Below are 24,083 nucleotides of genomic sequence, written 5' to 3' on the forward strand. Positions count from 1 at the left end.
GATACTCACTTCGGTCACGGCAAGGTGATTTGGAACAGCTTGGCCAGAATGAACCAAGCCAGGCTAGGCGCAACAATGGCGGTAATCACAGCGGTGACCAACGCCTTTTTCGTCCACTCATGCATGTACATTAATGCCATGAGTAAAACGAATCCCATCGAGACGAACAGGAAGCCGTACCCCGTGTAAGGGAACATATTGCCCACGACCGCCATGAGATAGAAGTACGCCACCAGCAAGGCAAGCGTACCGAAGAAACGCAAGCCATCCATGGACTCACCGAAAATCGGCAAGGTGCGCTCGCCCCGTTTCACAGCGGCCAAAAAAGGAACCGTTTTGGTTACCAAAACAGCAATAAACAGTATTACCAGTAACCAACTGATGATCTTCGGGAAGAACAAGTGGGAGGTCTCAAAATCTATTGAGACACTGAGTAGACTTGACAGACCTGATTCCATAATGGCTCCGGGCATAAGCAGCAGGGTGTCCTGCTTACCATAGTTCTTTCTATAGCGGCTCACGCATAAGTGGAGCACCCGCCACACACAGCGGGCGCCCTACTTTTTACTTGATGTTATTAATGATTTCTTCGTAGCGCGCCATTTTATCGGCGAGGTACTCAGAGGCTTCATCGGAGGGTTTGAAGTTGGGAATAAAGAAAGCGTTCTTCTGAATTTCCTGGATTTCACCTTCCTCGTAGATTTCCGCTAATGCTTCATCGATTTGCTCGACAATCGCCGGGTCCATATCTTTGTTGTAGAGGAAGAAAAACTCTTTATCGAACGCGAAGCTTTCGTCATCGCCCATGGTGACGTGCACGTTAGGCTCTACATACTCCAGCAACTGCTCGCGAGAGGTCTGTCCTAGTCCCTCCTCAGGTGCCTGCTCAATGGTATCTTCGCGCGCCGTTAACCACACAAAACGCATCGCTTTTTGATCATCTTCAGGCAAACGGGTGTACTGCTCGTTCGCCTGTACGGTGCCGTTGATCACGTCAGCTTGACCGTCAAACAGCTGCTGGTTTTTATCGGATTGAGAGCCGGTGTTAACAGCGACCAGATTATCTTCCTGACCAGGATGCTCAATGGAAATGGCATTCTTTAAAGCACTGAAACCAATCTCCGAGACGCCACCCGGCTGGATCGCGACACGCACGGTTTCACCATTGCCGACGGCAGCGATGATGTCGTCAAGTGTTTGATAAGGCGAATCCTTGGGAACTAAGTAAGCATTGCCTGGATTGATGGCGACAGTCGGTCCAACGGTATATTTTTCAAAAATATCGTCGTAACCCTCTACCCCATACAGGTGACCAAGATAGGCCTGATCGTGAAAGATCATTAGCGTGTTGCCGCGAGAATCCCGGTCAAGGGTGCGGAAAGCCGAGCTGGCGCCAACGGCATCCACTTTCATGTTGAGGTCCAGCTTTTCAGCTAGCTGGTCCACCACAATGCTTGAGTTTTGATAAGTATCGCCGCCAGTGGACGTTGAGCCGATGACGACACGGATATTACCGCGCAATGGGCCATCTTGTGCCATGGCAACACCAGAGCTGACGCTTAAGGCTGCCATCAGCGCCGCTGAACCAACGTTTGTGATTAATTTATTGGAAACGATCATGCTTACACCTCTTTAGCTTGTTATTTAATTGTTATGGCTTAGTGGTTTAATAAGTTAATGGGTTCTTAATGTTTATTGCTTAACACTATCAATTAGCTTTTTAAGCTCCTGAGTCTCCTCCTGGGTTGGCATCGTGAGTGGCGCACGGACACTGCCGGCGGGACGACCAATAATGTCTGCACCTGCTTTAATCAGGCTAACGGCATAGCCCGCTTTCCGATCGCGGAGATTCACGAAAGGAATAAAAAAGTCGTTGGTAATCTGTTTCACAACGTCTTTATTACCCTTGCGTAATGCCTTGTAGAACCCCACCGCCATTTCCGGCACAAAATTGAACACGGCCGAAGAGTAGGTGTTCACGCCAATAGAAACATAGGCCTCAGCGAAAATTTCTGCTGTGGGCACACCACCGATATAAACCAAGCGATCACCGACGGTTTTAACGATTTTGTTTAATGCCTGAATATCGCCTTTGCCATCTTTCAGACCCACCAAATTTGGGCACTGATCGGCCAACTGCTGAACCGAGGAGGCGTTCAAAATACCGTTGCCGCGATTGTAATAAATCACATTAATGGCGGTGGCATCGCAAATCTGGCGGGCATACTCGACCAAGCCATCCTGAGGACACTCGGTGAGGTATGGAGGCATCAGTAGAATACCATCAGCACCCGCCTCTTCAGCTGCTTTTGCAAAGGCCTTGCCCGCCTCAACGCTTAAGCCCGCGCTTGCAATGACCGGCAAACGCCCGTCAATCACTTCAACAGCAACGCGGACAATCTCGCGATACTCTTCAAGTGTTAGGCTAAAAAATTCTCCCGTGCCACCCGCGACGAATACCGCCGAGATCTCGTGGCTGATGAACCACTCAAGCCGCTTGCGGTAACTCGCTTCATCGAAACGGCCCTGGCTATCGAAGTCCGTAATCGGGAACGATAGCAGGCCATCACCAATGGCATTTGTTACAGCTTCTCTTGAAAACGTCACGTTGCGCCCTCTTTAAAAAATGTGTTGGCCACTGAGTGAGCAGATATCATTCGTTAGCCAACTATCATATGTCATACATCATACATCATACATCATGCAATATAGAAGATAAGTACCTAGCTGGTCGCGTGCAAGCTGAACTATCGAAATTTAAACCAAAGTAGCAGCCATGTCCTGAACCCCTTTTGAGGGTGAAAGCACCTTTAGCTAGTTACCTGCGAGCTCACATACAGACCGCCATAGCATGTCGTCGACCACAATCGACCGCTCTGAGTATCGCTGCTCAGCGGTCGACTCACCCGGCCAGCGCACTGTGCGCCCCGGCTTGGCCGGCGTGGTGGCGGCCAGATGGGACTGAATGCCTTCGACAATGCTATCGCAAGCATCACGGCCGCCGAGTTGTTCAGGGTCAAACACCATAAACACTTGGCTGCAACCACCGCCGCTGCCACGCTGAACTTTATCAATGGCATGGCTAGAGCGCCCTTGGGCGAGTAGCGCGGCTAACGCATCCAAGAGAATCGCCAATCCCGAGCCTTTCCAATAACCTGTTGGCAACAAGCGGCGCGTCGCAGCTATCGCAGCAGGGTCACGGCTCAACTCGCCGCGCTCATCAAAACCGCCGTCGACGGGCAAATGCTCGCCCTTTAATTGAGTCGCCTGCAGCTTTCCGTAGGAAAATTGCGACATCGCCATATCGAGCACAAGCGGCCCAGTATCATGCGGCACGGCCATTACTAACGGGTTATTGCCAATCGACTGAGAAGCACCACCCCAGGCAGGCATGCAGGATTCGGTATTGGTCCACATAATGGCCGCAAAGCCCTGCTCAACTGCATGCCAACCGTAACTCCCGCCCCGCATCCAGTGGGTCGTATCGCGTATCGCGACCAGTCCCAATCCGTGCTCACGTGCTAAATCAATGGCCCGTTCCGTGGCATGAAGAGCATTAATCACGCCTATTCCAAAGCCCCCATCGAGCACCTCAATCGCCCCCAGCCGCTGAACTAGACGTGGCTTAGCATTGATATCGACCCAGCCGCGCCCAACGTACTCAATGAATCGTGGAATCCGACCAATACCATGCGAATGAACACCGTCGCGGGTACTTTCAGCATGGATTTGTGCGCAGGTCTTTACATCAGTGGGTTTTAGCCCCGCTTTCATTAGCGACCTCTCTATAGTATTGCGCAGCGTTTCAAAATCGATATTAGCCATCACTTACTCCAAATATAAAAAAACCCACTCCTGTGAGTGGGCTTCAATACCTAACCGCCTTACTTAGCGGAAGTGAACTTCATGTATCAACAGCATGTATCACCAGCTGCCTCACATTGTTAGCGGGTGGGATAGTGCTGCCACAGCGTAAGCTCCAATAGTCCCAAATGGTGGCTATAAAAGTGACGTAGACAGGCTATGTAAAGAACGGCATCTAATCACCTTTAAATGGCTGCGGTCCTCGACGCAGGTTTGCCTCGTCAATCAACCCCAGATTGCCTTGCTCTATACCGAAATTGTTGCAATTAAGGAAGTACCACAAAACACCAAAGCCGAGCATTAAATAAAAATTGATGATACTCCCGCCTAGACTGAAGAAACATACCGTCACTATAAGGTAATACATCATACATAAACAAAGATATGTTTCTTATAGTAACGGCGCAAGCAGCAGATATTAAACCTAAACCAAAGTAGAACTCCTACGAAGCTCCAAGTAGCTACCCGAAATTGCCATGAGGTAGTAACAACCCTACGAAATAAAACATATTTTATACGTCAATCACCCAATCAGGCTTAAACAACTCAGGAGTAAATTCATAGGGATAACCGCCAGGGTTAGCGATGATACGAGTACCATTACGCAATATATCGATAGGCTCATGGACGTGCCCATGCACCCATATATCCATTTTGCCCATTAGGTGAGGCAGGTTAGAGGCAAACGCCGGGGAAAGTGCGTCGCCCAAATATTGGTCGGGAATACAATCGTGCATCGGCGCGTGGTGGCTAATGACCACTTTGGGGCCGTCAAATGGCTGGGCCAGCTCGCCTTCTAGCCAAGCAAGTGCCTCGGTATGCAATTGCTGGCTCATTTGAGGCGTCAACGTCACGCCTGGAGATGATTGGACAATCTTAAAATCGGGCATATAACGCAGCGCTTTAGACACAGTGTGAGCAGGGTCCTTGGTCGGGTTCCCCGCGTAAAGTGCAAAATCTGTCCATAGGGTTGTGCCGTAAAAGCGTACTCCGCCGAGGGTGATCTCGCGGTTATCCAACAACTCAATATCAAGGCGTTCAGCCTCTTCCGCCAACGCTTCACGTAGCAGTGGCATGCAGGTGCCGTAGAATTCATGGTTGCCAGGTACGTAAATAATCGGCATGTCCGGGAATCGATGACGCGCCCAGGCAAGCCCTTCGCTCTTACGATGAATATCGCCCGCTAGAATCACCACATCGGCATCGACGTCAGGCAGGTCGCGATGACCGTCAAAAAACTCCAAATGTAAGTCAGATAAAATACGCAGACGCATAGGGTTCCTTGTGCCTATTCAGCGTGGGTGGCAAGCCTTAACGACGTGCAATAAAATCGCTGACCAACTCCACTACCCTGGTTTCACACTCACGATGAGGGACATGGTGAATATTGGGGAGAATTTCGCAGTGTGCAGGGCCATTCATATAGCGGACGATACGTTCTGGCTGACGATGCGAACCATACTCATCTTTCTCGCCATGAATAATTAAACTGGGACAGGTCACCTGCTCCAATGCTGGCGTTAATGACCAGTTTTTAAACGCTGGATTTAGCCAAGTTTCCGTCCAGGCATTGAATACCCAACGTGCTTTATCGCCATGATACTTTTCCAGCTTGGCACGCTGTTCTGGTGCCTGAAACAGCGCCTTGGCCTCAACAATACCGCTGCGCGTCCGTGCTTCATTAAACGCTTGGGCAGAGAGAGTAATTAAGCCATCGCACTCATCTGCATAAACACCCGCGCAGTGAACAGCCATACAGCCGCCTACGCTATGCCCCAGCGCGATAAAGCGATCAATACCCAACGCGACACGAAGTGCGGCGAACCCTTGTGTCGGCTCGTCATCGATAAAGCTCAGCGGTAGCGTGTCGTGATTTGCATCAGACTGGCCGAAGCCGAGACGATCATAAGCAATCACACTGCGTTGGGTGGCAGCACAGAGCGCCATTGGAAAACTACGCCATAGCGCAACGCAGCCCAGCGAGTCATGCAGCAAAACAATCGGGCTTGCATCAGAGTTCACCGCACTGGCTGGCTGCCAACGGCGTACGAATAATCTCCCACCCGGGGCATCTATCAGGCCATCATGCGTCGTAACCAGCGAAGAAGTGAAGTCAGTCATTGGCTTTTATCGAGGGTTATTATTAGTCGCCTATCAACATAACACACTTCACTTTACGCCTTCTGCACGGTCCATACGTCTATCAAACAACAATTATGCTGCATCGCAACAAAAAAGCACTATACTGAAAGTGTAGTCCTACAGGAGGACCACATATGACGTTTTTAATAACATCCCCTGCACGCGATAGTGAAGTTCTAGAGTTCTGGAGCTTGAACGCCCAATGCCATCGTGCCGCAGCCGAAGCGCTGAAAGCCTATCTAGGTTGAATCAGGTGCTTTTATTCACATTAGGCTAAAAGATAGTGACCGAAGCCGGGGTCGACCCCGGCTTTTTTATGCCTATGAAAATCTTTTCCATTCAAACAGATAACGTTGTTAGCAGACTAAATGTAAGCAAATGCTTACACAAAATGGCAAATCACCTACATCTTTTGGGCTACCCTGATGACGCAAAAGACCTTATGATCATTACCTACAGCTAAAATACTGCATTGCACAATTCAATGTTTGTACAAAAATAAGCTGTCAGTAACGATCTCTTCCCCCTCCCCTTGCCCCCTGAAAAAAAGGAGTAGACGCCATGCAGCACTCAGTGAATCAACGACCCACCATGGAAGCTGACATCTTGGAAGTATGGGGCCAGCGCGCTCTGCAACAGCGGGCAGCGCTTGATGCGATCAAGGCTTACCTAGGCTAAATACCTACTGAGATTAAGGCCTGTTAAAGTTTCAAGAACAAGTTATTAGCACTCGGTGCCATTAACACCACGCCTCAGCGAGGCGTGGTGCTGGTCACTATTAGCCGGGTTTACAACCAGTTAAATTCGGGCGTATCAACACTGTCTAACTGGTCGAGGTATGTGTTCTGTAGGATATACATGCGCTTCACATCCCGGTATCGGCCATTGATAAAGAACTCCTGCACTAGATGCCCCTCCTCAATAAAACCGCTCTCTTCGTAGAGGTGAATCGCTTTAACGTTCTCTACCGCCACGATGAGATATACCTTGTGTAGGTTTAGAATGGTGAACGAATAATGCAAGGCTTGACGGATCAATGAACGGGCGAACCCTTTGCCCTGATGATCAGGGGTAATAATGATTTGGAATTCGGCACTGCGGTGGATGTAATCGATTTCGATCAGTTCCACTAAACCAATCGCATTACCTTGGCTATCTTCGGCAACAAAGCGTCGTTCGGCGTTATCATGGATGTGTTTGTTGTAAAGCTCCTCCAGTTCGTCAAATGACTCGTAAGGCTCCTCGAACCAGTACGACATTATGCTCTGGTTATTATTGAGCTCGTGGACAAAGCGCAAATCATTGCGCTCTAGGGCCCTTAAAAAAAGTGTGTGACTCATTGTCCTCTACTCTGGTGGGTACCCTATAAGCATACCCGCTTCCCATCGGCTCGCTGCTAAATTTAAGGCGCGTTTAACGTCTGCAGTAAGCACCTAGTTTTTCGATGATAAAGAGGCTCCGATAGTCAGGTCATTTTGGCTAGGCGCTTGAATGAAAACAGCTCTGCCAGCGGATGCTCTTCTCCTTCGATTAGCGCGCGCAGTAATTTTGCACCGATCATGCTATAGCTAATGCCATTGCCGCCATACGCCATGGCGAAGTGTACGTGTGGCCCTTGGGCCTCATGGGGACCAAAAAATGGCAGTCCGTCTTTGGTTTCGGCAAACGTGCCGGCCCAAGAGAACGTCGGATTAATATCCAGCTTAGGCCATAGCTCCTCTACTTTGCTCGCCAGTCCCTGGGCTTTCTCTTCGACCCGCGCATCGCGACGCTTGGGGATATCTTCATCATCATCGTCGCCACCCACAAGCAAGCGGCCATCGCAGGTAGTACGTAGATAGAGATAGGGCCGTGCAGATTCCCACACCATGGTATGGCGTAATTTACCCAATGCTTCGGGTGAGAGCGGATCGGTGATAAGCGCGTAGCTACTGCGGTTGATCGCCACGCTCTCTGACAACCAGGATTGAGACTCGTAGCCTGCCGCTATCACCACATGCTGGCAGCGCAGGGTGGTGCCATTGGTCAGTGTCAGCGTGACGCCTTGTTCATCCGGCGCCATCGTCTCCATTTTTGTGCGGTCATAGACCTCACCACCACGCTCAACCAATTTGGCAAACAGCTGGTAAGCCATACGATAGGGATCAATACTGGCGGCTAATTGGGTAAGAATAGCGCCCGGTGCAGCAAAGCCGTACTCCGCTAAAATAGTTTCTCGATCAAGCCAGGAAGCATCAAAACCGTGCTTTTGACGCAGTGCCAGCTCCTCTTTTAAGGCCGTAACATCCTCCTCGTTACTGGCATAATAGAGGCTTTGTTGACGTGCAAAATCCACATCACCCAGCCCTGCCGCTAATGTTTCGAGTTCTCTGATCGCGTCGGCACAGGCGCGGTAAGCGAGTACAGCATTTGCTTCGCCATAAAGCTTCGCCAGGTCGGTCATATGCGTATCGATTTCATATTGCAATAAAGCCGTGCTGGCGGCGGAGCTGCCCCAGCCGACATCACGCCGTTCAAGCACCACGACATAATGGCCATGGCGACTTAACTCATCTGCAATCAATGCCCCCGTAATACCGCCACCAATAACGACCACATCGCATTGGTGATCGCGAGCAAGCGGAGGGTATGCTTTGAGCAGGCCGTTCTTGACGGCCCAAAAGGGGTAGCCACTTTTTAAATCCATGGGGTGCCTATGTGTGAGTGACATGCAGTATGCTGTTAACCATAGATGGTTCTTATAATCTTGCTCGAAAATTTAATCTAAGTTGTTGCCTTTACACATAAAAGGAGTTCTGCATGATTGATTTGCGCAGTGATACGGTGACTCGCCCCACTCCCGCCATGCTGGAAGCCATGATGGCCGCGCCGGTCGGTGATGATGTGTGGGGCGATGACCCAACGGTAAATGCGTTTCAAGCCAATCTAGCGGAGCTAGCTGGGAAAGAGGCAGCACTCCTTTTCCCCAGCGGCACACAAAGTAACCTAGTGGCGCTGATGGCTCACTGCGAACGCGGCGATGAATACATCGTTGGCCAATCAGCGCATACCTACCGTTATGAAGGCGGTGGCGCGGCGGTCTTGGGCAGTATCCAACCTCAGCCCATCGAGAATGCCGCCGATGGCGCATTGCCATTAGAAAAAATCAGCGCGGCCATTAAAGCCGACGATTTCCACTTTGCACGCAGCCAACTGCTGGCACTGGAAAATACCATTGGCGGCAAGGTGCTTCCGGCCGATTATGTGCAAAAAGCGACCGACCTAGCGCGGGAGCGTGGCTTGGCTACGCACCTAGACGGTGCACGTTTGTTTAATGCCGCCATCGCTACCGACACATCGCTCAAGCAGCTTTGCCTGCCCTTCGATAGCGTTTCTCTGTGTTTTTCAAAAGGCCTGGGGACGCCGATGGGTTCGGCGTTGGTGGGCTCGCAAGCACTAATTGATAAGGCTCGCCGTTTACGCAAAATGGTGGGCGGTGGTATGCGTCAAGTGGGCATTATCGCTGCAGCCTGTCAGTATGCATTGGACCACCACGTTACTGATTTAAGCGATGATCACCGTCGCGCAGCCCTATTGGCCAAAAGCTTAGCCAAGCTGCCAGGCGTCGAGATAACCTCACAAGCCACCAACATGGTATTTGCCCGGTTTCCTGACGCCCATGTGCAGCCACTGGCTGCGTGGCTTAAAGAGCATGGCATACTCATTGAGTTACTCTACGCCACCCGCTTTGTCGTCCATCGCGATATCAACGATGCGGATATTGAGAAAGTAGTCGCAGTAATGGAGGTCTATTTCAGCCGCCATTAATGGCTAATCGGTTTAGTTAAAAGAGGTGGCGTCCAAGGCGAGATGAACGGCGATACCCGCCATCATTAACCCTATCAGGCCATCGATAATACGCCATGCGATAGGTTTTGATAGCCAGGGTGAAAGTGCGGCGCCACCCCAGGCCAGCAGGCTAAACCAGAGTATGGAAGCCGTGGAGGCGCCCGCCACAAAAACACCAGCGCTCTCCTGCTGGACACCGATGGCCGGTATCAGCAGCAGCGTGTCCAAGTACACTTGGGGATTGAGCACCGTAACGGCAAGTGTCGCGAAAATTACTTTGGTTAAGCTGGGCGCTTTGCCCGCTTCGGCGCTCAAGCCTTGCCGCCCGCTAACCGCCCGGAATAGCGCCTGTGCCGCCAGCCAGCTCAAAAATGCCACGCCGACCCAGCGCATTACCTCCAGCGCACTGGGCATCGTCAGCAGGAAGGCGCTCACCCCAAACATGCCCGCCGTGAGCAGGATAATATCCGCGCTCATACATAGCCCAGCCGACCACCAGTGGTACTCACGGCGAATGGCCAACCCTAGGATGTAAGCGTTCTGCGCGCCAATCGCCATGATAATGCCGCCGCATACCAGCAGCCCAGTGAGGTAACTTTCCCACATTGCCCAATCCCCATTGCCAGAATAAGTGTCGCGTGCAACCCACGTGACGCTAAGGTAATGGACAATCTCAATAATAAATAATCATTCTGCTAATAGGGCATTAGTTTTTCTTATATAGTTAAAGCCGCCGCAGCCCCCACATAAAGTAAGCACCGCCAATTAAGGAGGCGACCAAGCCCGCGGGTATCTCATAGGGGAAGATAACCTGACGCCCTACCCAATCCGCCAGCACCATCAAAAGCATACCGATTAATGCCGCCCCCAGCAGATGCTGCTTAGCCCGAGAAAAGCCCACTAATCGGGCCATATGCGGCGCCAGCAGACCAATGAACGAAAGCGGCCCCACTACGAGAGTGGCGCAGGCGGTGAGCAGCGCCACTAATAGCAGTAACGCCAAGCGGGCTCGGTTGAGCGTTACTCCAAGGGCTTTGGCAGTTGGTGCGCCTAACGGCAAGATATCCAGCCAGCGGGTAAAGGGTAGCGTGACTAGCGCCAGCACCGCCGCAATCCCGCCGACCACCACTGCATTGCTAACGTCTACGTAATAGGTAGAACCTGCCAGCCAAGCAATCACCTGCTGGCCGCGTGGGTCGCCGCCTGCCAGCATCACGCTGCGCACCGCATCAAATAGCGCGCTGACGGCCACCCCGGTGAGCAATAAGCGTTCAGGGAGAAAACCACTTTTGCGGTTGATGCCGACCAGCACCAGCAGTGTCGCGAAAGCCCCTAACGTTCCCACACCAATCAGCATCATATTGGTGGGCGCAGGAAGTAGGAAAATCCCTAAAATCAGCGCAATGGCGCAGCCACCACTAATGCCTAACACCTCAGGGCTGGCCATGGGGTTGGCGGAAAGGCGCTGAAGAATAGTGCCTGCAATCGCCAGCATCAACCCGCTGGCCGCCGCTGCCATTACCCGGGGCATACGCCACTGCATGACATTCCAGTTATTGGGCGCCAGCCAATACCAGCCATCGACGCCCTGGCCAAACAGCAAGCCGAGAACCGTCGCCCCCAGTAACGCGAGCAGTAAGCCAGCGGCTAACCGCGAGGGTGCAGGGTGGCGATGCGTGAATACGTCCGCGCCTTTCGGTGGGCGATCGCCCTGCAGTTTTAAGCGCGGAATAAGCCACATTAATAGTGGTGCCCCTAGCGCACCGGTAATCGCCCCGGTAGGAATAAAGGCGGCCGCCATGCCCGAAAACTGCTGCAGCAACAGATCCGTCGTGGCCAACAGTACGGCCCCTAATAGGGTTGACCAGAGTAGCCGTGGCCCTAACCGGCGCGCACCCGACATACGCACGATATTGGGTGCTGCCAAGCCGATAAAGCCAATGATACCCACCACGCTGACAATGCTGCCGGTAATAAACACCGCCAGTCCCATGCCCGCAAAACGTAGATAGGCAAGCGATACACCGAGGCTCTTGGCACTTGCATCATCCAATTCCAACACGGCCAGCGGGCGCAATAAAAACCATGCCGCCACGCAGCTAATGGCCAGCCGGGGCCACAGTATCGCAACGCCGTCCCAACCGTTTTGCGCCAGCGAACCAGCGCCCCAAATCAGTAACCCAGAGAGCGCTTCGTGGTTAAACAGCAGTAGCGCTGTGGAGAGCGCTCCCAGATAAAGATTCACCACCAGGCCCGCCAGCACCACTACGATCGGCGCCAACCCGCGCCGCCACGAAAGCAGGAAGACTAATCCCACCGCTAGCGCACCGCCCAACAAAGCCACCCATTCACGCCCGGCTACCAGCAGCCCCGGCGCTAGTAAGGTGGCGGTCATCAGTGCCAGGTTAGCGCCCGAAGCCACCCCCAGGGTGGTGGGCGAGGCCAGCGGGTTGCGCAGCACCTGCTGCATCAGTACGCCGGCCAATCCCAACCCACCCCCGGCGAGCAAAGCAATCGAAAGGCGCGGCCACCAAGCGAAATAAAGCAGCAGCTCGTCAACGTTCTCAAAAGAGGGCGCCACAAGGGCCTGTAGACCCAGCGCAAAACCACCTTGGCCCTGCAACCCCAGCCAAAACAGCACCACCATCGGCAGGCTAAGCAACAGGCAGGCTTTCGCTGGCGACATCCCTCCTATCCGCTGGGTAAATTGAGCAGCGCCTAACATAGCGAGCCATCCCCTTTCATAAACGAGGAACTTGCCGCAGGGGCGGCGATAGGCAGCAGCATCATTTTTTAGCCTTAATCGTGTTTGGAAATCAGTCATTAAATGATAAGTATCGATTCTAAATGATAACGATTAGCACTACAATTGACACCTTTATTAAGGGAGGCAATTCTATGGCAGCCAAACCGAGCTACCAGCTATTCGATATCACCCTCGCTCGGCGCACCCAAGTCAGCGCTTCATTGGTTCGATTTACGTTCAGCGGCCCTGCCGTTAGCCAGATGGCGACTTACGCACCGGATCAGCGCGTCAAACTGTTTTTCCCGGAAAGAGGCGGTACTCTCGACCCCTTGTTTGAGATCGCCAAACAGGATGAGCACGACTGGTACAGCGCCTACCGTGCCCTGCCGGATGCCCAGCGACCTTCTGCACGCACTTATACTATCCGCGCCCTGCGCGCTGAAAAAGCCGAGGTGGACGTGGAGTTCGTGCTTCATGGTGACAATGGACCTGCCTCACGCTGGGCAATGCAGGCCCGCCCTGGCGACCGTCTGGCCATGACGGCTCCTATCGCCAATGCGGATGGCCCAAAGCTGGGCTATGAATGGAAGCCGCCCCAAGACGTGCGCCGTATTCTGATCATCGCCGATGAAACCGCTCTTCCCGCTGCTGCCGGCATTTTGGAAACCCTCGATGACCTGCCGCTCAAACCCAAGGTAGAAGCGCTGTTCGAAGTGCCTCGCAGCGACGATGTTCAGCCGCTCCCCCAGGCTGCCAAGCTGCGCTGGCTGGCGCGTGATACCGAACCTGGCTGTCAACACGGTGAACTGCTAATGCGGGCGCTGCGTGATATCGATTTGCATAAGGAAATTCAAGCGCTAGGCGGCACGCCTACGACACCCGCTCCCAACGACAAAAGCGACGATGAGGACGGCCCGCTCTGGGAACCTGCCACCCTGGATGACAGCGCACCCTTCTACGCCTGGATCGCCGCTGAAACCAAGGTCGCCATGAAGCTGCGTCGCTATTTGGTCAACGAGTGCGGGCTACCCAAGCAGTACGTTACCAGTATGGGCTACTGGCGCCTGGGCAAGGTCAATGGTTAAGGGCATGACAAACAGCACGGTATTAAACAGTCAGCCCACTAGCAAGTCCGCTCAAACGCCACTTGGTTGGCGAGACAGCCCGCATCACTTTGGGCGGATTAGTCGAGCTTTACACTGGCTTACGGCGGCGCTGGTTTTATTTCAGTTTATCGTCGTACTGGCTTGGCGAGCCATGGGCGAAAACACACTCACTATATTCCTGTCGAGCATTGGCCCGCACGGTTCCCTGGGTTTTCTAATATTACTTGTGACCCTGGCCCGCCTTGGCTGGGCATTGAGTAACCGTAAGCATCGCCCACTGCCTCCGCCTGGATCTAGCGGGCAAATTGCACGTATCGTCCATATCACCCTTTATGGACTGCTGCTGTGGCTGCCCGCTTTTGGGCTATTGCGCCAGTATGGCCGCGGTGGAGCACTCCAATTCTACGGCCTTGAATTACTGCCTGAAGCAGAGCGTAACATCACTTGGATGATGGCTCCTGCCGGCTTACTGCATAGTCCACTCTCCTGGCTGCTATTGGGACTAATCATCAGTCATATCGTTATTGCCCTGGTTCATCGCTTATGGTTCAGAGATCCAATATCGGCGCGTTTGATGGGTTAAAGGAACCGAGGTAGGGAGACATTTTATTATTGTCACCAGGTTACAAATGAGAACTATTAGCACTAGAATAGGGCTATTACTCTTTATCCTTCCGCCAGGAGTCATTCATGTTCGAGGTCAAAGGCGCCACCTTTGAAATCAATGGCAAGCCGCTTTTAGCGCCCATTGAACACACCTTTCATGAGGGCAAAGTGTACGGTCTGATTGGCCATAACGGCTCGGGAAAATCGACGTTAATTAAGCTGATGGCCCAGCAGCAGCCTACCTCCCAGGGCAATATCCATTTTGATCAACGTCCACTCAATGATTGGGGAAACCGCGAGTTCGCACGCCAAGTGGCGTATTTGCCGCAGCATTTGCCAAGTGCCGAAAACTTGACCGGGCGTGAGCTGGTGGGTTTTGGTCGCTACCCTTGGCATGGGCTCTTGGGGCGTCATACGCAAAAAGATAAAGACGCCGTGGAGCGCGCTATTGCTCTCACTCACACCGAAGCATTTGCAGACCGCTTGGTCGATACGCTCTCCGGTGGGGAACGCCAACGGGTGTGGCTGGCGATGCTACTTGCCCAGGGCAGCCGTTTCCTGCTGCTGGACGAGCCACTGGCAGCGTTGGATATCGCTCATCAAATGGAAGTGCTGGCGCTGATCCGTAAGCTGTGCGATGAGTTGAACCTGGGTGTGATTATCGTGCTGCACGATATCAATATGGCCTCACGCTACTGCGACGAGCTGATGGCGCTACATAGCGGCCGCTTATTGGCGCATGGCAGTCCCAGTGATTTGATGAGCTGTAGTACCTTAGAAGCGATTTATGGCCTGCCAATGCAGGTGATGAAACACCCCAACGGAGAGCACAATATCGCCGTTGCGCAATGACGTTAACGCTTAAGCCGTCATTTAAAACATAGGCATTTAAAACATAGTCATTCTCAACAAAGACCTTTAATTGATAGTCATTACCGTTTAACCTAAGCCACTGCTTATTTCCCAGCGCCTAGTGTTGGAGTTCGGTTATGCCCCTTGCCCTGCGTCAGCCGTCACTGTTCGAGCCTTCGTTGGCCGCCTGCTATACCGGGCCGCTGGCTAACTTTTCGCCCCCGTTAGTGGGTGGGATGCCACCGCTGGAAGCGTTCAAAGCCGCTCGCTGGCGGGATATCAATTGGCTCAAACAGGACCTGGCACGCTTCTCGTCTCAATATCCAAACGGTGACTCGCGGGCAGTCGTCTCCCTATGGTCCAAGTGGCACTTCAACGCGCTGACCGTCCCTACGCTCACGGCCAATCTGCTGCTCAACCGAGACTTGCCGATCGGTTTGGATAATGTACAGGTAATCTTCAACAAAAACGGCGCAACGGCACGGCTTTGGCTACCTCATGAAGGCTCGCCTTTAACCACCGATGACCCTTTTGAGCGCTTCACTACGCTGATTGAGCAACACTGGGCACCGTTGATTGAGCAGTTAGCGGCTATTTCTGGTGCTGCACAGCGAGTGTTTTGGAGCAACGCCGGTGGCTACCTGGATTATTACGTGCATGCGTTGGCCGAGCACCCACTGGTAAATGAAGCAGCGCTTGAAGCAGCTAAAGCGCTGTTAGAAACGCGTACGCTCCCTAACGGTAAGCGCAACCCGCTGTTTCAGCCGGTGCGTTACTTTACGCCCAAAGGTAGTGAAGAGGTTAAGCGGGTGCGCAAGCTCTGCTGCCTGCGCTACTTGCTGGATGAATTTGATGTCTGCGGCACCTGCCCGCTCGAGGGCTGCGACCTACAAGCGCGTAAGCGCACCAAGCAGGTCACCGGCTAAAACGCCCGCTTTCTGCGCTGTTAGCCATTGATTTGCGCAACCGCGTCCTCGCTTGCTCGCGCACGCTGCTCGCCTTTCAGCTCGCTAAGTTGCCCCTTAGACATTTCCAGCAAGCGATCAGCGTGGACGAAGTAGCTATCGTCATGGCTGATGGCAAATACGGTTTTCCCCATCGCTTTTAAATGTGGTAACAGCTCGCGGTAGAAAAGGCGCCGGAATTGCGGGTCTTGATCCGCCGCCCACTCGTCGAGCAGTAAAATATCGCGCTTTTCAGCAATCGCCAGCAAAAGCGCCAGGCGCTTGCGTTGCCCTTGGGAGAGCTGGGTGTTAATGACGCGATCCCCCTCCCACTGCAATTTTTGCTGCATCTGCAGTCGCTCAAGCCAAGTATCAACGACCTGAGGGTCGGCAGGCTGCCCTTCGGGGCCCATGGTTTGGTCGAATTGATGAAAATCAGTAAACACACTGGCGAAGCGGGCGCGAAAGGCCTCCCACTGATCGGCGTTGATCACTTGGCCATCGACTTTGATGACACCGCTTTGCGGGCGGTATAGGCCAGAAAGCAACCTGGCAAGGGTCGACTTGCCACTGCCGTTGCCGCCGATCAGAAACACCTGCTCGCCACGCTCAAGGGACATATTTAAAGGTCCCACCTGGAACCCTTCGCCCTGGGCAGTAGCAGGATAGTGATAGGTGACCGCTTCAAGCTCAATGCGCTGCCAATCGGTCAGCGTATCGTCTACCGCAAAACTTGGCTGGTATTCAGCTAGCTCCAGGCTGCTCAATTTATCAAAGGCGACCTGGGCACTAATCAGTGTTGGCCAAGCGCCTACCGCTTGAATCAACGGCGTGCGCAGAAATAAAAGCGTCAGCGCAAAGGTGGAAGCCACCATGGTGTTGGCCCAGCCCAACCCATTAGAAAGGAAAAACACCACGCCGATAGCGCCCAACATCATGATGTTAGACCAGTTATTGGCACTGAGGTGGTAGGTATCGGCACGGATGATGTGGTAACGGTAGTCCCGGGCATTGAGGGTGTAACGCTCGTCAAAAAAGCGTCGGGCACGGTCACGGTTGAGCGCCAACTCCTTGCGCCCTTCTATCGCCGATTGGTAATCTTTGTAAAGGCGATCCTCACTCTCCCGCACGAGGTGAAAGTGGCGATACACCTTGGAGACCAGCCACCAGCCCACCCCCATCGTGAAGGCGATCCATAGTACGGTAATGACCACCATTTGGGGCGAGAGCCATGCCAAATAAGCGACCGAAGCCAGCGTAAGCACGACGCCCTGAATCAGCTCAGGCAGGCGCACAAAACCAATGGTGATGTTGCGCACATCGCTGGAAAGGCTGGCCAGCAAGGTAGAATTACCCAACTGCTCCAACCGCTCAATATCAGTATCGAGAATTCGCTTCACTAGGCGCGAGCGTAGATCGAATACAAAGTGATGGCCCAGCAAAGTAAGCGCCAACTGCGTCCCCAGCGTTACCGCCAGCAATACCGCTAACAGACCTAGAAACTGCGGCAATGCCGCCAAACTGCCGACCTCGATTAAGCGCTGATTGATGAAGGCAATCACTCCAACCCCTAAGCCAGCGCTCAATAGGCTCAGCACAATGGCGCCCATAAAAGGCCAGCGGTAGTGGCGAAATACTAAATGAAGCAGTTCCATGAGTCTCCTTGCCTTCCTTTAGTGCTTTATAAGCGGCGAATTGTGACGCACTGATGGGCCAAGTCAATCATGAATTGATTTTCATTTGCTTTGGAATACATTTGTTTCATTACCGTTTTTTGATTAACGTCATACTTCTATAAGCTTGGATAATCGCCATGCTGGATTACAAACTGCTTCACGCCTTGGCGACCGTGGTGGAGTGTGGTGGTTTTGAGCGCGCAGGCGAGGTGCTGGGGCTGTCACAATCGGCCGTTTCTCAACGCATAAAAGCGCTGGAGATTCGCCTGGGTCAGCCTGTGTTGGTACGCCATCCCCACTTAGCCCCCACACCTGCGGGCCAGCGGCTATTAACGCACTACCAACAGGTACAGCTATTAGAGCGTGACCTGCGGGGCTCTCTACCCACCTTGGATGATCAAGCGCCACGCCTGCGTATTGCGATCAATGCCGACAGCCTCGTCACTTGGTGGGCCGAGGCGGTCGCCGCTATTTGTCAGCAGGAGGGCGTATTACTGGATCTTGTGATTGAAGACCAGGATGTCGGACTCAAGCGGATGCGTGATGGGGATGTCGCCGCCTGCCTATGCGCCACCCCGCACCCCATTGCCGGGGCGCGCTGCGTAGCGTTAGGGGAAATGCGCTACCATCCCCTGGCAACCCCTGCTTACGTTGAGCGCTACTTTTCAGATGGCCCAACCACGGAGAACTTTCAGCGTGCACCGGCCATTGTTTTTGGCCCACACGATCAATTGCAGCATCGGTTTATGGCGCTGTTTGGTTTTCAAGGCCGCTTCCCTTATCACCTTTGCCCCTCGTCAGAAGGTTTTGTCCGCTTAGCCGCGGCGGGGATTGGTTACGGCATGATGCCGCAACTGCAGACAAAGGAACTAATGCAAAGTGGCCAACTGGTCAGCGTGGCGCCAACCCATTATTTATCAGTGCCTCTTTATTGGCATTTTTGGCGCCATAGTGGAAAGATAATTCAACGGCTTACCGACCATTTTCACCATATCATTTATTAAGCATGAGCCTTTTAAACAGTGATTTTTTAAAAACCGGCTACACTATAAGGGCTTATCAAACGGCACAGAAAACTCGGTGATAAGGTTTTTCTAGCGGCTACAATGATGAGCGGCCCCTGGCAGCGGTAAGGGAACCCAGGGAATAAAGACGGGATAAAAACTAATAAAAGCGATGCGCTATGCATGCTGGACGTTTTACGGCAGGTGTTTACATCTGCTTTATGCTGCTGTTAGCTGGTTGCTGGATGCCGATAGCACATGCAAACGCTTTTCTTTCACTATCGCCCAATCAGGCGAGCTACTCGCTTAGCGCTTATAGTGAATTTTGGCATGACACTGATAAAGCAATAACGCTAGAGAAACTGCTCGCTGATCCTCCCGCGTTCGAGCAGGCTCATCACCCAGAGGATTTAAACTTCGGTTATACTCAAAGTGATGTGTGGTTAAAAACCGAACTACATAATGGTGCCTCAGACACCCAACACTGGTTAGTGCAGTTTGAGTACCCCTTTTTGGATTACGTTACGCTTTACACGCTGCGCCAACAGGGCATTGTTGCGCAACGCAGCGGTAGCGCCTTACCGGTCGAAAAGCGGGCGCTCGCCCACCGTCAGGCGGTTTTTCCGTTGGAACTGGCCGCAAACGAGCGTGTAACGCTGTATGTCCATGTGGCTGCCTCAGGCAGTAAAATGCTTAGCTTCAACGCAATGGCCCCCAACACGTTTTATGCCCAAAATGATCGTCATAATTTCTGGATAGCCAGTTATTTTGGCATGCTGTTAGCGTTAGGCTTATATAACTTGCTGCTCTTTTTGGGCTTAAAAGAGCGTGTGTTTCTGCACTACTCACTTTTTGTCGCTGGCTTTGGTGTGGCCATTTTTACCTTTAACGGTATTGGCACCCTGATGTTTTGGAGCTTTCTAGGCGAGAATACCGCACGCTTGGTAGCACTCGGCTTTACCTTTGCATCCACCATGGCAACCCTGTTTGCACAAAGTTTTTTAAACACAGAGACTTACAGCCCTCGCTGGCATCAGGTATTAAGCCACTTTCGCAGCTACTGCTGGTTAGCCGTGTTTGCCACGCTGTTCCTGCCTATCCCCTCAGCCCTTTACCTGATGGATGTGACGGGTTTTACGGCCGCGTTACTGCTACTGCTCTGCGGCAGCTACTGCAGCTTACGTCGCGTGCCTAGTGCTCGGCTGTTTGTATTTGCGTGGTCGCTATTTTTACTGGGCGCTGGCGTCTTCGCGCTACGTAACCTCAGCCTGCTTCCCGCCAATTTCATTACTTTATACGGTATTCAAATTGGCTCAGCGTTGGAAATGCTGCTGCTCTCGTTTGCCCTGGCAGCGCGCTTTAACAAGCTGAAACGGCAAAAAGAGCGCGCGCAATCCGCCGTACTGGCAGCACTTAAGAAGCAAGAGGCCGCGCTAGAACAGAAAGTGGCCGCTCGCACTAAGGCATTGGAGCATTTAGCCAATTATGACGTGTTGACCGGTTTGTTAAATCGTCATGGATTGATGCGTGCCACCGAAAGCGCGCTGGAACGCAATCGAAAGCATGAGCAGTGCCTGGCGCTGCTCATGCTCGACCTGGACCGCTTTAAACCGATCAATGATTGCTATGGCCACGAAGCGGGGGACTTTGTCTTACAAAAAGTTGCCAAGCGTATCGCGCATTTAGCGCGCGACAATGACCACTGCGCCCGGTTTGGAGGCGACGAGTTCATTATTATTATGGAGAATATAGCGTCCGACGATGTGTTGGCACCTATCGTGGCTCGCATTGACCAAGCCATACGCTCACCGATCAAGCTTCCCTGCGGTGAACGTGTCAGCGTTAGCGCAAGTATTGGAATCAGTCTCTGCTCCGGTTCAGAGAGTGCCACTCTTGAGAGTTTGCTGCGCGAAGCCGACAGCCATATGTATGCCGTTAAATCACGCCAAGCGGCAGCCTGCTTGCGCTACGGCTCGGCGAGTGTTTAGCCCGTTAATCAAACAAGCTCATGCGCTTCATCACGTTGTCGCGCTTAATTTTCCAGTGGAACATCGCGCCCGCCACATGGAGTACCACCAAGCCTAAAATGATCCAGCCTAGCCGCTCATGCCACATAAACAGCTGCTCAGAAAGCTGTTCACGCTCAGCCAGCAATCCGGGTAAGTGCCAGTGGAAAAACTCTACCGGAAAGCCGCCGCTAGCCGTGGCGGCCCAGCCCAATAGCGGCATAATAATAAGCGCTAAGTAGAGTAGATGGTGCACGCTGGAGCTGACGATACGCTCGAATGCATTTAACGGGGGCTCGTGGTCAGGCACTACGAACGCCAGTCGGGTGATAATACGCAGCGTCATCAGCAGTAATATCAACACGCCGAGCGTTTTATGACTGGTATACAGCAAGTTCGTCAACGTGTTGCCTACCAACGCAACAGTGCGCTCAAACCCCAGAAAGCCTAACGTTAAGCCGCTGGCCAATGAGAGCAACACCGCGCCCGCGACAAGCCAATGAAGCACTCGGTGCGGGTAGATATAGTGATCCAGTTCATGCATATAGAGTGCTCCTAACAGCAAATTCATTTGCTTTGTAGTCTAGTCAGTAACGTTCCCTTACGCTGATTAAAGCACCTCACGGCCCTCTTCGTTAAGCGTTACTTCATAGAGCATTTTGCCTTTATTACGTTGGAAACGCCTGCAGGGCTAGCCGAGCAGCTACTTCTTACCTAACAATTTATCTAACGATGAGCGTTTTACCTCGGCCAAGAACGTTAATGAAGACCGCCTTACTGAACTGGCCGCTCTATTAGCCTTGGTCTGGCGCGGCTAACTGCTCACGGATTAACTCACCCAATCGACGCGCAGGCTCTGAAGGACGATGCGGCGCTCGGTGAAGCGCCAGTTCAATCATCGGCAGGGCGGGCAGCCCGCTGCTCTCGTCCAGCGGCCTAAGCGCTGGGGTCAACATACTGCGGGTCACCACCACGATGGCCAATCCGGCGGTCACGATCGGCGCCAGGCCAGCCATGGATTGGCTGGTATAAGCAACGCGCCAGCTCCGCCCTGCTGCTTGCAACGCCTGCTCGGCCACTTCCCGGAACACATCCGCTCCTGGTGAATACAGTGCTAACGGCAATGGGTCGCTTAACAGTGGCTGCTGGTGCATTCCAACGGCCCACAGTAACGGCTCTCGACGGATGACATCGCCCCCCGGCGAATTGCGTTGACGTGTCACCAGCGCGAGATCCAGCGCTTTGGCTTTTACTTGCTCCACAAGGTGGGCACTGGTGCCGCAAATCACCTTGAGCCCCACCGCCGGGTAGAGCTGATGAAAGTAAGCAAACACCGAGGGCAACAGCGAGGCGTAATCTTCCGGTATGCCCAGCGTTAGATCACCGGTCACCTGGCGCGCCTGCATATCACTCCATGCTTCATCATTAAGTGCCAACAGCCGCCGAGCATGATTGAGTAACCGCTCCCCTTCCGAGGTAAAGCGTATTCGCCGCCCTTCCCGCTCGTGCAGTGTTAGCGATAACTGCGCCTCCAGCCTTTGTAACTGCATGCTCACCGTAGACTGCGTATACGCCAAGCGTTTGGCGGCGGCGGTCACACTGCCGGTATCCGCAATGGCCACCAGGGTACGCAGCAGGGTTAGGTCTAAGGTAGGCGCGCGCATATATCACCATTCTTGATCAAAACGATCATAAAAGATCGATATTGTGATGCATTGATGATGAGTATGCTGCTCGGCACATGCTCAAATCAAGGAGATCTCCCATGCATCACGTTCACTCCCCCGCCCTTTTTCCACGTTGGTACAGTGTTGGTGCGGCGTTAGTGGCCGTGATGCTGTGGAGCGCAGCGCCGTTGCTGGCAGCGTTTGCCAAGGCGACACCGCCTTTACAGCTAACCGCCGTAACACTGCTTGCGGGGGCGCTAGCAACGCTGCCACTGAGCCGCCGCGTTAATGTTGCTGCCAGCGGCGCGGTTTGGCAGATAAGTGTCTGGGTGGGCATTCCGTTACTTATTTTTGGCGCTGTCAGTAGCTATTTTATTGGCATGCGGCTCGCGCCAGCAGCCGAGGCCGCGCTGATTACCTACACATGGCCTGTGTTATTCGTTCTGCTTAGCCAATGGAGTCGCTTTGGTCGCCTGCGCATCGCCGGGGTTCTAGGCGCGCTGATTGCATTTTCAGGCGCGGCACTGCTGTTAGTTCCCCAAGCCGCCAGCGGTGGTTTAGGTGGCGCCACCACGGGTTACGCACTGGCCTTGCTGGCTGCCTGCTGCTGGGCACTCTATTCGTGGCTCAGTCAGACGGCCCCGTTAGCCCTGGCGCCACTCCTGCCGCGACTGCTGCTGATCGCCTGCGCGATTGCCGTAGCCGCTAGCCTACTCCTGGAAGGCCCATTGCCTTTACCCAGCGGTGAAGCCTTGCTGGCGGGCATTGCATTGGGGTTAGGCCCCTACGGCGTGGCCATGGTGGCGTGGGACAAAGCACTGCGCTGGGGGCACGCCAGCTTAGTGGGCAGCTTAGCGTATGGCGTACCAGTACTCGCCGCCCTATTACTGGTAATTGCCGGAATGAGCGTGCTCGATTGGCGCTTACCCACGGCGGCGGTACTGGTGGTGGTCGGCTGCCTCAAAGCTGGCCGCTAAGCGGATGTAACGCGAGGGCGTTCGGTGATTAAAGCGCTGGCTCACTCTGCAAAATGTCGTCGAGCAACTCCGTCAACCAGTTAGGCTTGAACAACGCTGGATCAGCCTCGTGCATCTCTTCCAGTGTCCACCAGTGCCAAGCCTGGATCGTCGAGCGCTCTTCATCGCTCCAGTGAGTGTTAGAGATATCCTCCGTTGGCGGGCAACGCACTAAGAAGTAGCGCTCCAACCAGCGGGCGGGGGTAGAGCGCGCCACGGCGTATATGTCATCTCTTTCGCGCAGTAAGGGTCCGATGGGACAAGTGAGGCCGGTTTCCTCTTTAAGCTCACGGATAGCGGTGCTGGGGTAATTCTCTTCCTCAAGTAACTCACCGCCAACGGTGCCCCAAAAAGGGGCTTGATGTTCATCATGGTAACGAAAAAGCAGCAGGCGCCCTTGCGGGTCGACCACCATTAAACGTGCTGAACGGCGTGTTTTGATTTGTTGGTTCATAAGCGATCCATGCCTATTGATAAAGTGCAGAATACACGGCTAAAGCAGCGGCAACGTGCGCGCTCGGCAATGCCTTTTTAGCCTAGCTGGTTTGCATAGATTTACCGGGATAATTAGCCATTCGGTGAAGCGACAGCGGCTCGTCAGGTTTGTAACGTGTCAACTGGCCTAA

Annotated in this window: 22 protein-coding genes; 8 read left to right on the forward strand and 14 right to left on the reverse strand. The window is 53.3% G+C overall.

Translation table 11 applies throughout. The features are described from left to right. Nucleotides 1-14: 14 nt before the first annotated feature. The 8 genes from ACUN8H_RS03045 to ACUN8H_RS03080 form a co-directional block, all read right to left on the reverse strand. Nucleotides 15-458, reverse strand: a complete 444-nt coding sequence (locus ACUN8H_RS03045; protein ID WP_445530691.1) for a tripartite tricarboxylate transporter TctB family protein — start codon at nucleotides 456-458, stop codon at nucleotides 15-17. Nucleotides 459-564: 106 nt separating this feature from the next. Next, nucleotides 565-1,620 carry an ABC transporter substrate-binding protein gene (locus ACUN8H_RS03050; RefSeq protein ID WP_445530692.1) on the reverse strand — a complete coding sequence of 352 codons (1,056 nt, stop codon included), beginning with the start codon at nucleotides 1,618-1,620 and terminating at the stop codon, nucleotides 565-567. A 72-nt stretch (nucleotides 1,621-1,692) separates the two neighbouring features. Next, on the reverse strand, nucleotides 1,693-2,607 hold the full coding sequence (kdgD, locus tag ACUN8H_RS03055; RefSeq protein WP_445530693.1) for a 5-dehydro-4-deoxyglucarate dehydratase: 915 nt from the start codon (nucleotides 2,605-2,607) through the stop codon (nucleotides 1,693-1,695). A gap of 207 nt (nucleotides 2,608-2,814) precedes the next feature. Continuing rightward, nucleotides 2,815-3,825, reverse strand: coding sequence for a 3-dehydro-L-gulonate 2-dehydrogenase (gene yiaK / locus ACUN8H_RS03060; RefSeq protein ID WP_445530694.1), 1,011 nt, complete (start codon nucleotides 3,823-3,825; stop codon nucleotides 2,815-2,817). Nucleotides 3,826-4,376: 551 nt separating this feature from the next. Then, nucleotides 4,377-5,138, reverse strand: coding sequence for a metallophosphoesterase (locus tag ACUN8H_RS03065; protein WP_445530695.1), 762 nt, complete (start codon nucleotides 5,136-5,138; stop codon nucleotides 4,377-4,379). A gap of 37 nt (nucleotides 5,139-5,175) precedes the next feature. Next, complete coding sequence (locus ACUN8H_RS03070; protein ID WP_445530696.1) at nucleotides 5,176-5,985, reverse strand: alpha/beta fold hydrolase; 810 nt, start codon at nucleotides 5,983-5,985, stop codon at nucleotides 5,176-5,178. Nucleotides 5,986-6,794: 809 nt separating this feature from the next. Continuing rightward, nucleotides 6,795-7,346, reverse strand: a complete 552-nt coding sequence (speG, locus tag ACUN8H_RS03075; protein WP_445530697.1) for a spermidine N1-acetyltransferase — start codon at nucleotides 7,344-7,346, stop codon at nucleotides 6,795-6,797. A gap of 125 nt (nucleotides 7,347-7,471) precedes the next feature. After that, nucleotides 7,472-8,692, reverse strand: coding sequence for an NAD(P)/FAD-dependent oxidoreductase (locus ACUN8H_RS03080; protein WP_445530698.1), 1,221 nt, complete (start codon nucleotides 8,690-8,692; stop codon nucleotides 7,472-7,474). Nucleotides 8,693-8,805: 113 nt separating this feature from the next. On the opposite strand from ACUN8H_RS03080, the gene ltaE reads away from it, so the two are divergent. Then, nucleotides 8,806-9,813 carry a low-specificity L-threonine aldolase gene (gene ltaE, locus ACUN8H_RS03085; protein ID WP_445530699.1) on the forward strand — a complete coding sequence of 336 codons (1,008 nt, stop codon included), beginning with the start codon at nucleotides 8,806-8,808 and terminating at the stop codon, nucleotides 9,811-9,813. Nucleotides 9,814-9,825: 12 nt separating this feature from the next. On the opposite strand, the gene ACUN8H_RS03090 is transcribed toward ltaE, so the two are convergent. Both ACUN8H_RS03090 and fhuB read right to left on the reverse strand, forming a co-directional pair. Continuing rightward, on the reverse strand, nucleotides 9,826-10,440 hold the full coding sequence (locus ACUN8H_RS03090) for a LysE/ArgO family amino acid transporter (RefSeq protein ID WP_445530700.1): 615 nt from the start codon (nucleotides 10,438-10,440) through the stop codon (nucleotides 9,826-9,828). 118 nt (nucleotides 10,441-10,558) lie between these two features. Then, nucleotides 10,559-12,559 carry a Fe(3+)-hydroxamate ABC transporter permease FhuB gene (gene fhuB / locus ACUN8H_RS03095; protein WP_445530701.1) on the reverse strand — a complete coding sequence of 667 codons (2,001 nt, stop codon included), beginning with the start codon at nucleotides 12,557-12,559 and terminating at the stop codon, nucleotides 10,559-10,561. A gap of 173 nt (nucleotides 12,560-12,732) precedes the next feature. Between fhuB and ACUN8H_RS03100 the strand changes: the two genes are divergently transcribed. The 4 genes from ACUN8H_RS03100 to fhuF all read left to right on the forward strand — a co-directional run bounded on the left by ACUN8H_RS03100 (nucleotide 12,733) and on the right by fhuF (nucleotide 16,070). After that, nucleotides 12,733-13,665, forward strand: a complete 933-nt coding sequence (locus ACUN8H_RS03100; RefSeq protein WP_445530702.1) for a siderophore-interacting protein — start codon at nucleotides 12,733-12,735, stop codon at nucleotides 13,663-13,665. Nucleotides 13,666-13,669: 4 nt separating this feature from the next. Then, a complete protein-coding gene (locus ACUN8H_RS03105; RefSeq protein WP_445530703.1) occupies nucleotides 13,670-14,269 on the forward strand; it encodes a cytochrome b in 600 nt (199 codons plus the stop codon). Between the two features lie 107 nt (nucleotides 14,270-14,376). Continuing rightward, nucleotides 14,377-15,144: an ATP-binding cassette domain-containing protein gene (locus ACUN8H_RS03110; protein ID WP_445530704.1), complete on the forward strand. Its 768-nt coding sequence runs from the start codon at nucleotides 14,377-14,379 to the stop codon at nucleotides 15,142-15,144. Between the two features lie 137 nt (nucleotides 15,145-15,281). Further along, entirely contained in the window at nucleotides 15,282-16,070 is a 789-nt protein-coding gene (gene fhuF / locus ACUN8H_RS03115; RefSeq protein ID WP_445530705.1) for a siderophore-iron reductase FhuF, read from the forward strand. A gap of 20 nt (nucleotides 16,071-16,090) precedes the next feature. On the opposite strand, the gene ACUN8H_RS03120 is transcribed toward fhuF, so the two are convergent. Further along, complete coding sequence (locus ACUN8H_RS03120; protein ID WP_445530706.1) at nucleotides 16,091-17,743, reverse strand: multidrug ABC transporter permease/ATP-binding protein; 1,653 nt, start codon at nucleotides 17,741-17,743, stop codon at nucleotides 16,091-16,093. A gap of 158 nt (nucleotides 17,744-17,901) precedes the next feature. Between ACUN8H_RS03120 and ACUN8H_RS03125 the strand changes: the two genes are divergently transcribed. Both ACUN8H_RS03125 and ACUN8H_RS03130 read left to right on the forward strand, forming a co-directional pair. Beyond that, nucleotides 17,902-18,768 carry a LysR family transcriptional regulator ArgP gene (locus tag ACUN8H_RS03125; RefSeq protein WP_445530707.1) on the forward strand — a complete coding sequence of 289 codons (867 nt, stop codon included), beginning with the start codon at nucleotides 17,902-17,904 and terminating at the stop codon, nucleotides 18,766-18,768. Between the two features lie 179 nt (nucleotides 18,769-18,947). Beyond that, nucleotides 18,948-20,756 (forward strand): diguanylate cyclase, encoded by a 1,809-nt coding sequence (locus ACUN8H_RS03130; protein WP_445530708.1) that lies wholly within the window; start codon nucleotides 18,948-18,950, stop codon nucleotides 20,754-20,756. Between the two features lie 4 nt (nucleotides 20,757-20,760). On the opposite strand, the gene ACUN8H_RS03135 is transcribed toward ACUN8H_RS03130, so the two are convergent. Together ACUN8H_RS03135 and ACUN8H_RS03140 are read right to left on the reverse strand one after the other, a co-directional pair. After that, nucleotides 20,761-21,318, reverse strand: a complete 558-nt coding sequence (locus ACUN8H_RS03135) for a cytochrome b (protein ID WP_445530709.1) — start codon at nucleotides 21,316-21,318, stop codon at nucleotides 20,761-20,763. A gap of 250 nt (nucleotides 21,319-21,568) precedes the next feature. Continuing rightward, nucleotides 21,569-22,438, reverse strand: a complete 870-nt coding sequence (locus ACUN8H_RS03140; protein WP_290693603.1) for a LysR substrate-binding domain-containing protein — start codon at nucleotides 22,436-22,438, stop codon at nucleotides 21,569-21,571. A gap of 101 nt (nucleotides 22,439-22,539) precedes the next feature. On the opposite strand from ACUN8H_RS03140, the gene ACUN8H_RS03145 reads away from it, so the two are divergent. Beyond that, nucleotides 22,540-23,418: a DMT family transporter gene (locus ACUN8H_RS03145; RefSeq protein ID WP_445530710.1), complete on the forward strand. Its 879-nt coding sequence runs from the start codon at nucleotides 22,540-22,542 to the stop codon at nucleotides 23,416-23,418. A 28-nt stretch (nucleotides 23,419-23,446) separates the two neighbouring features. On the opposite strand, the gene ACUN8H_RS03150 is transcribed toward ACUN8H_RS03145, so the two are convergent. Continuing rightward, nucleotides 23,447-23,911: an NUDIX hydrolase gene (locus ACUN8H_RS03150; protein WP_445530711.1), complete on the reverse strand. Its 465-nt coding sequence runs from the start codon at nucleotides 23,909-23,911 to the stop codon at nucleotides 23,447-23,449. Between the last annotated feature and the right edge of the window lie 172 nt (nucleotides 23,912-24,083).

The sequence above is a fragment of the Vreelandella sp. V005 genome (genome assembly GCF_052645115.1).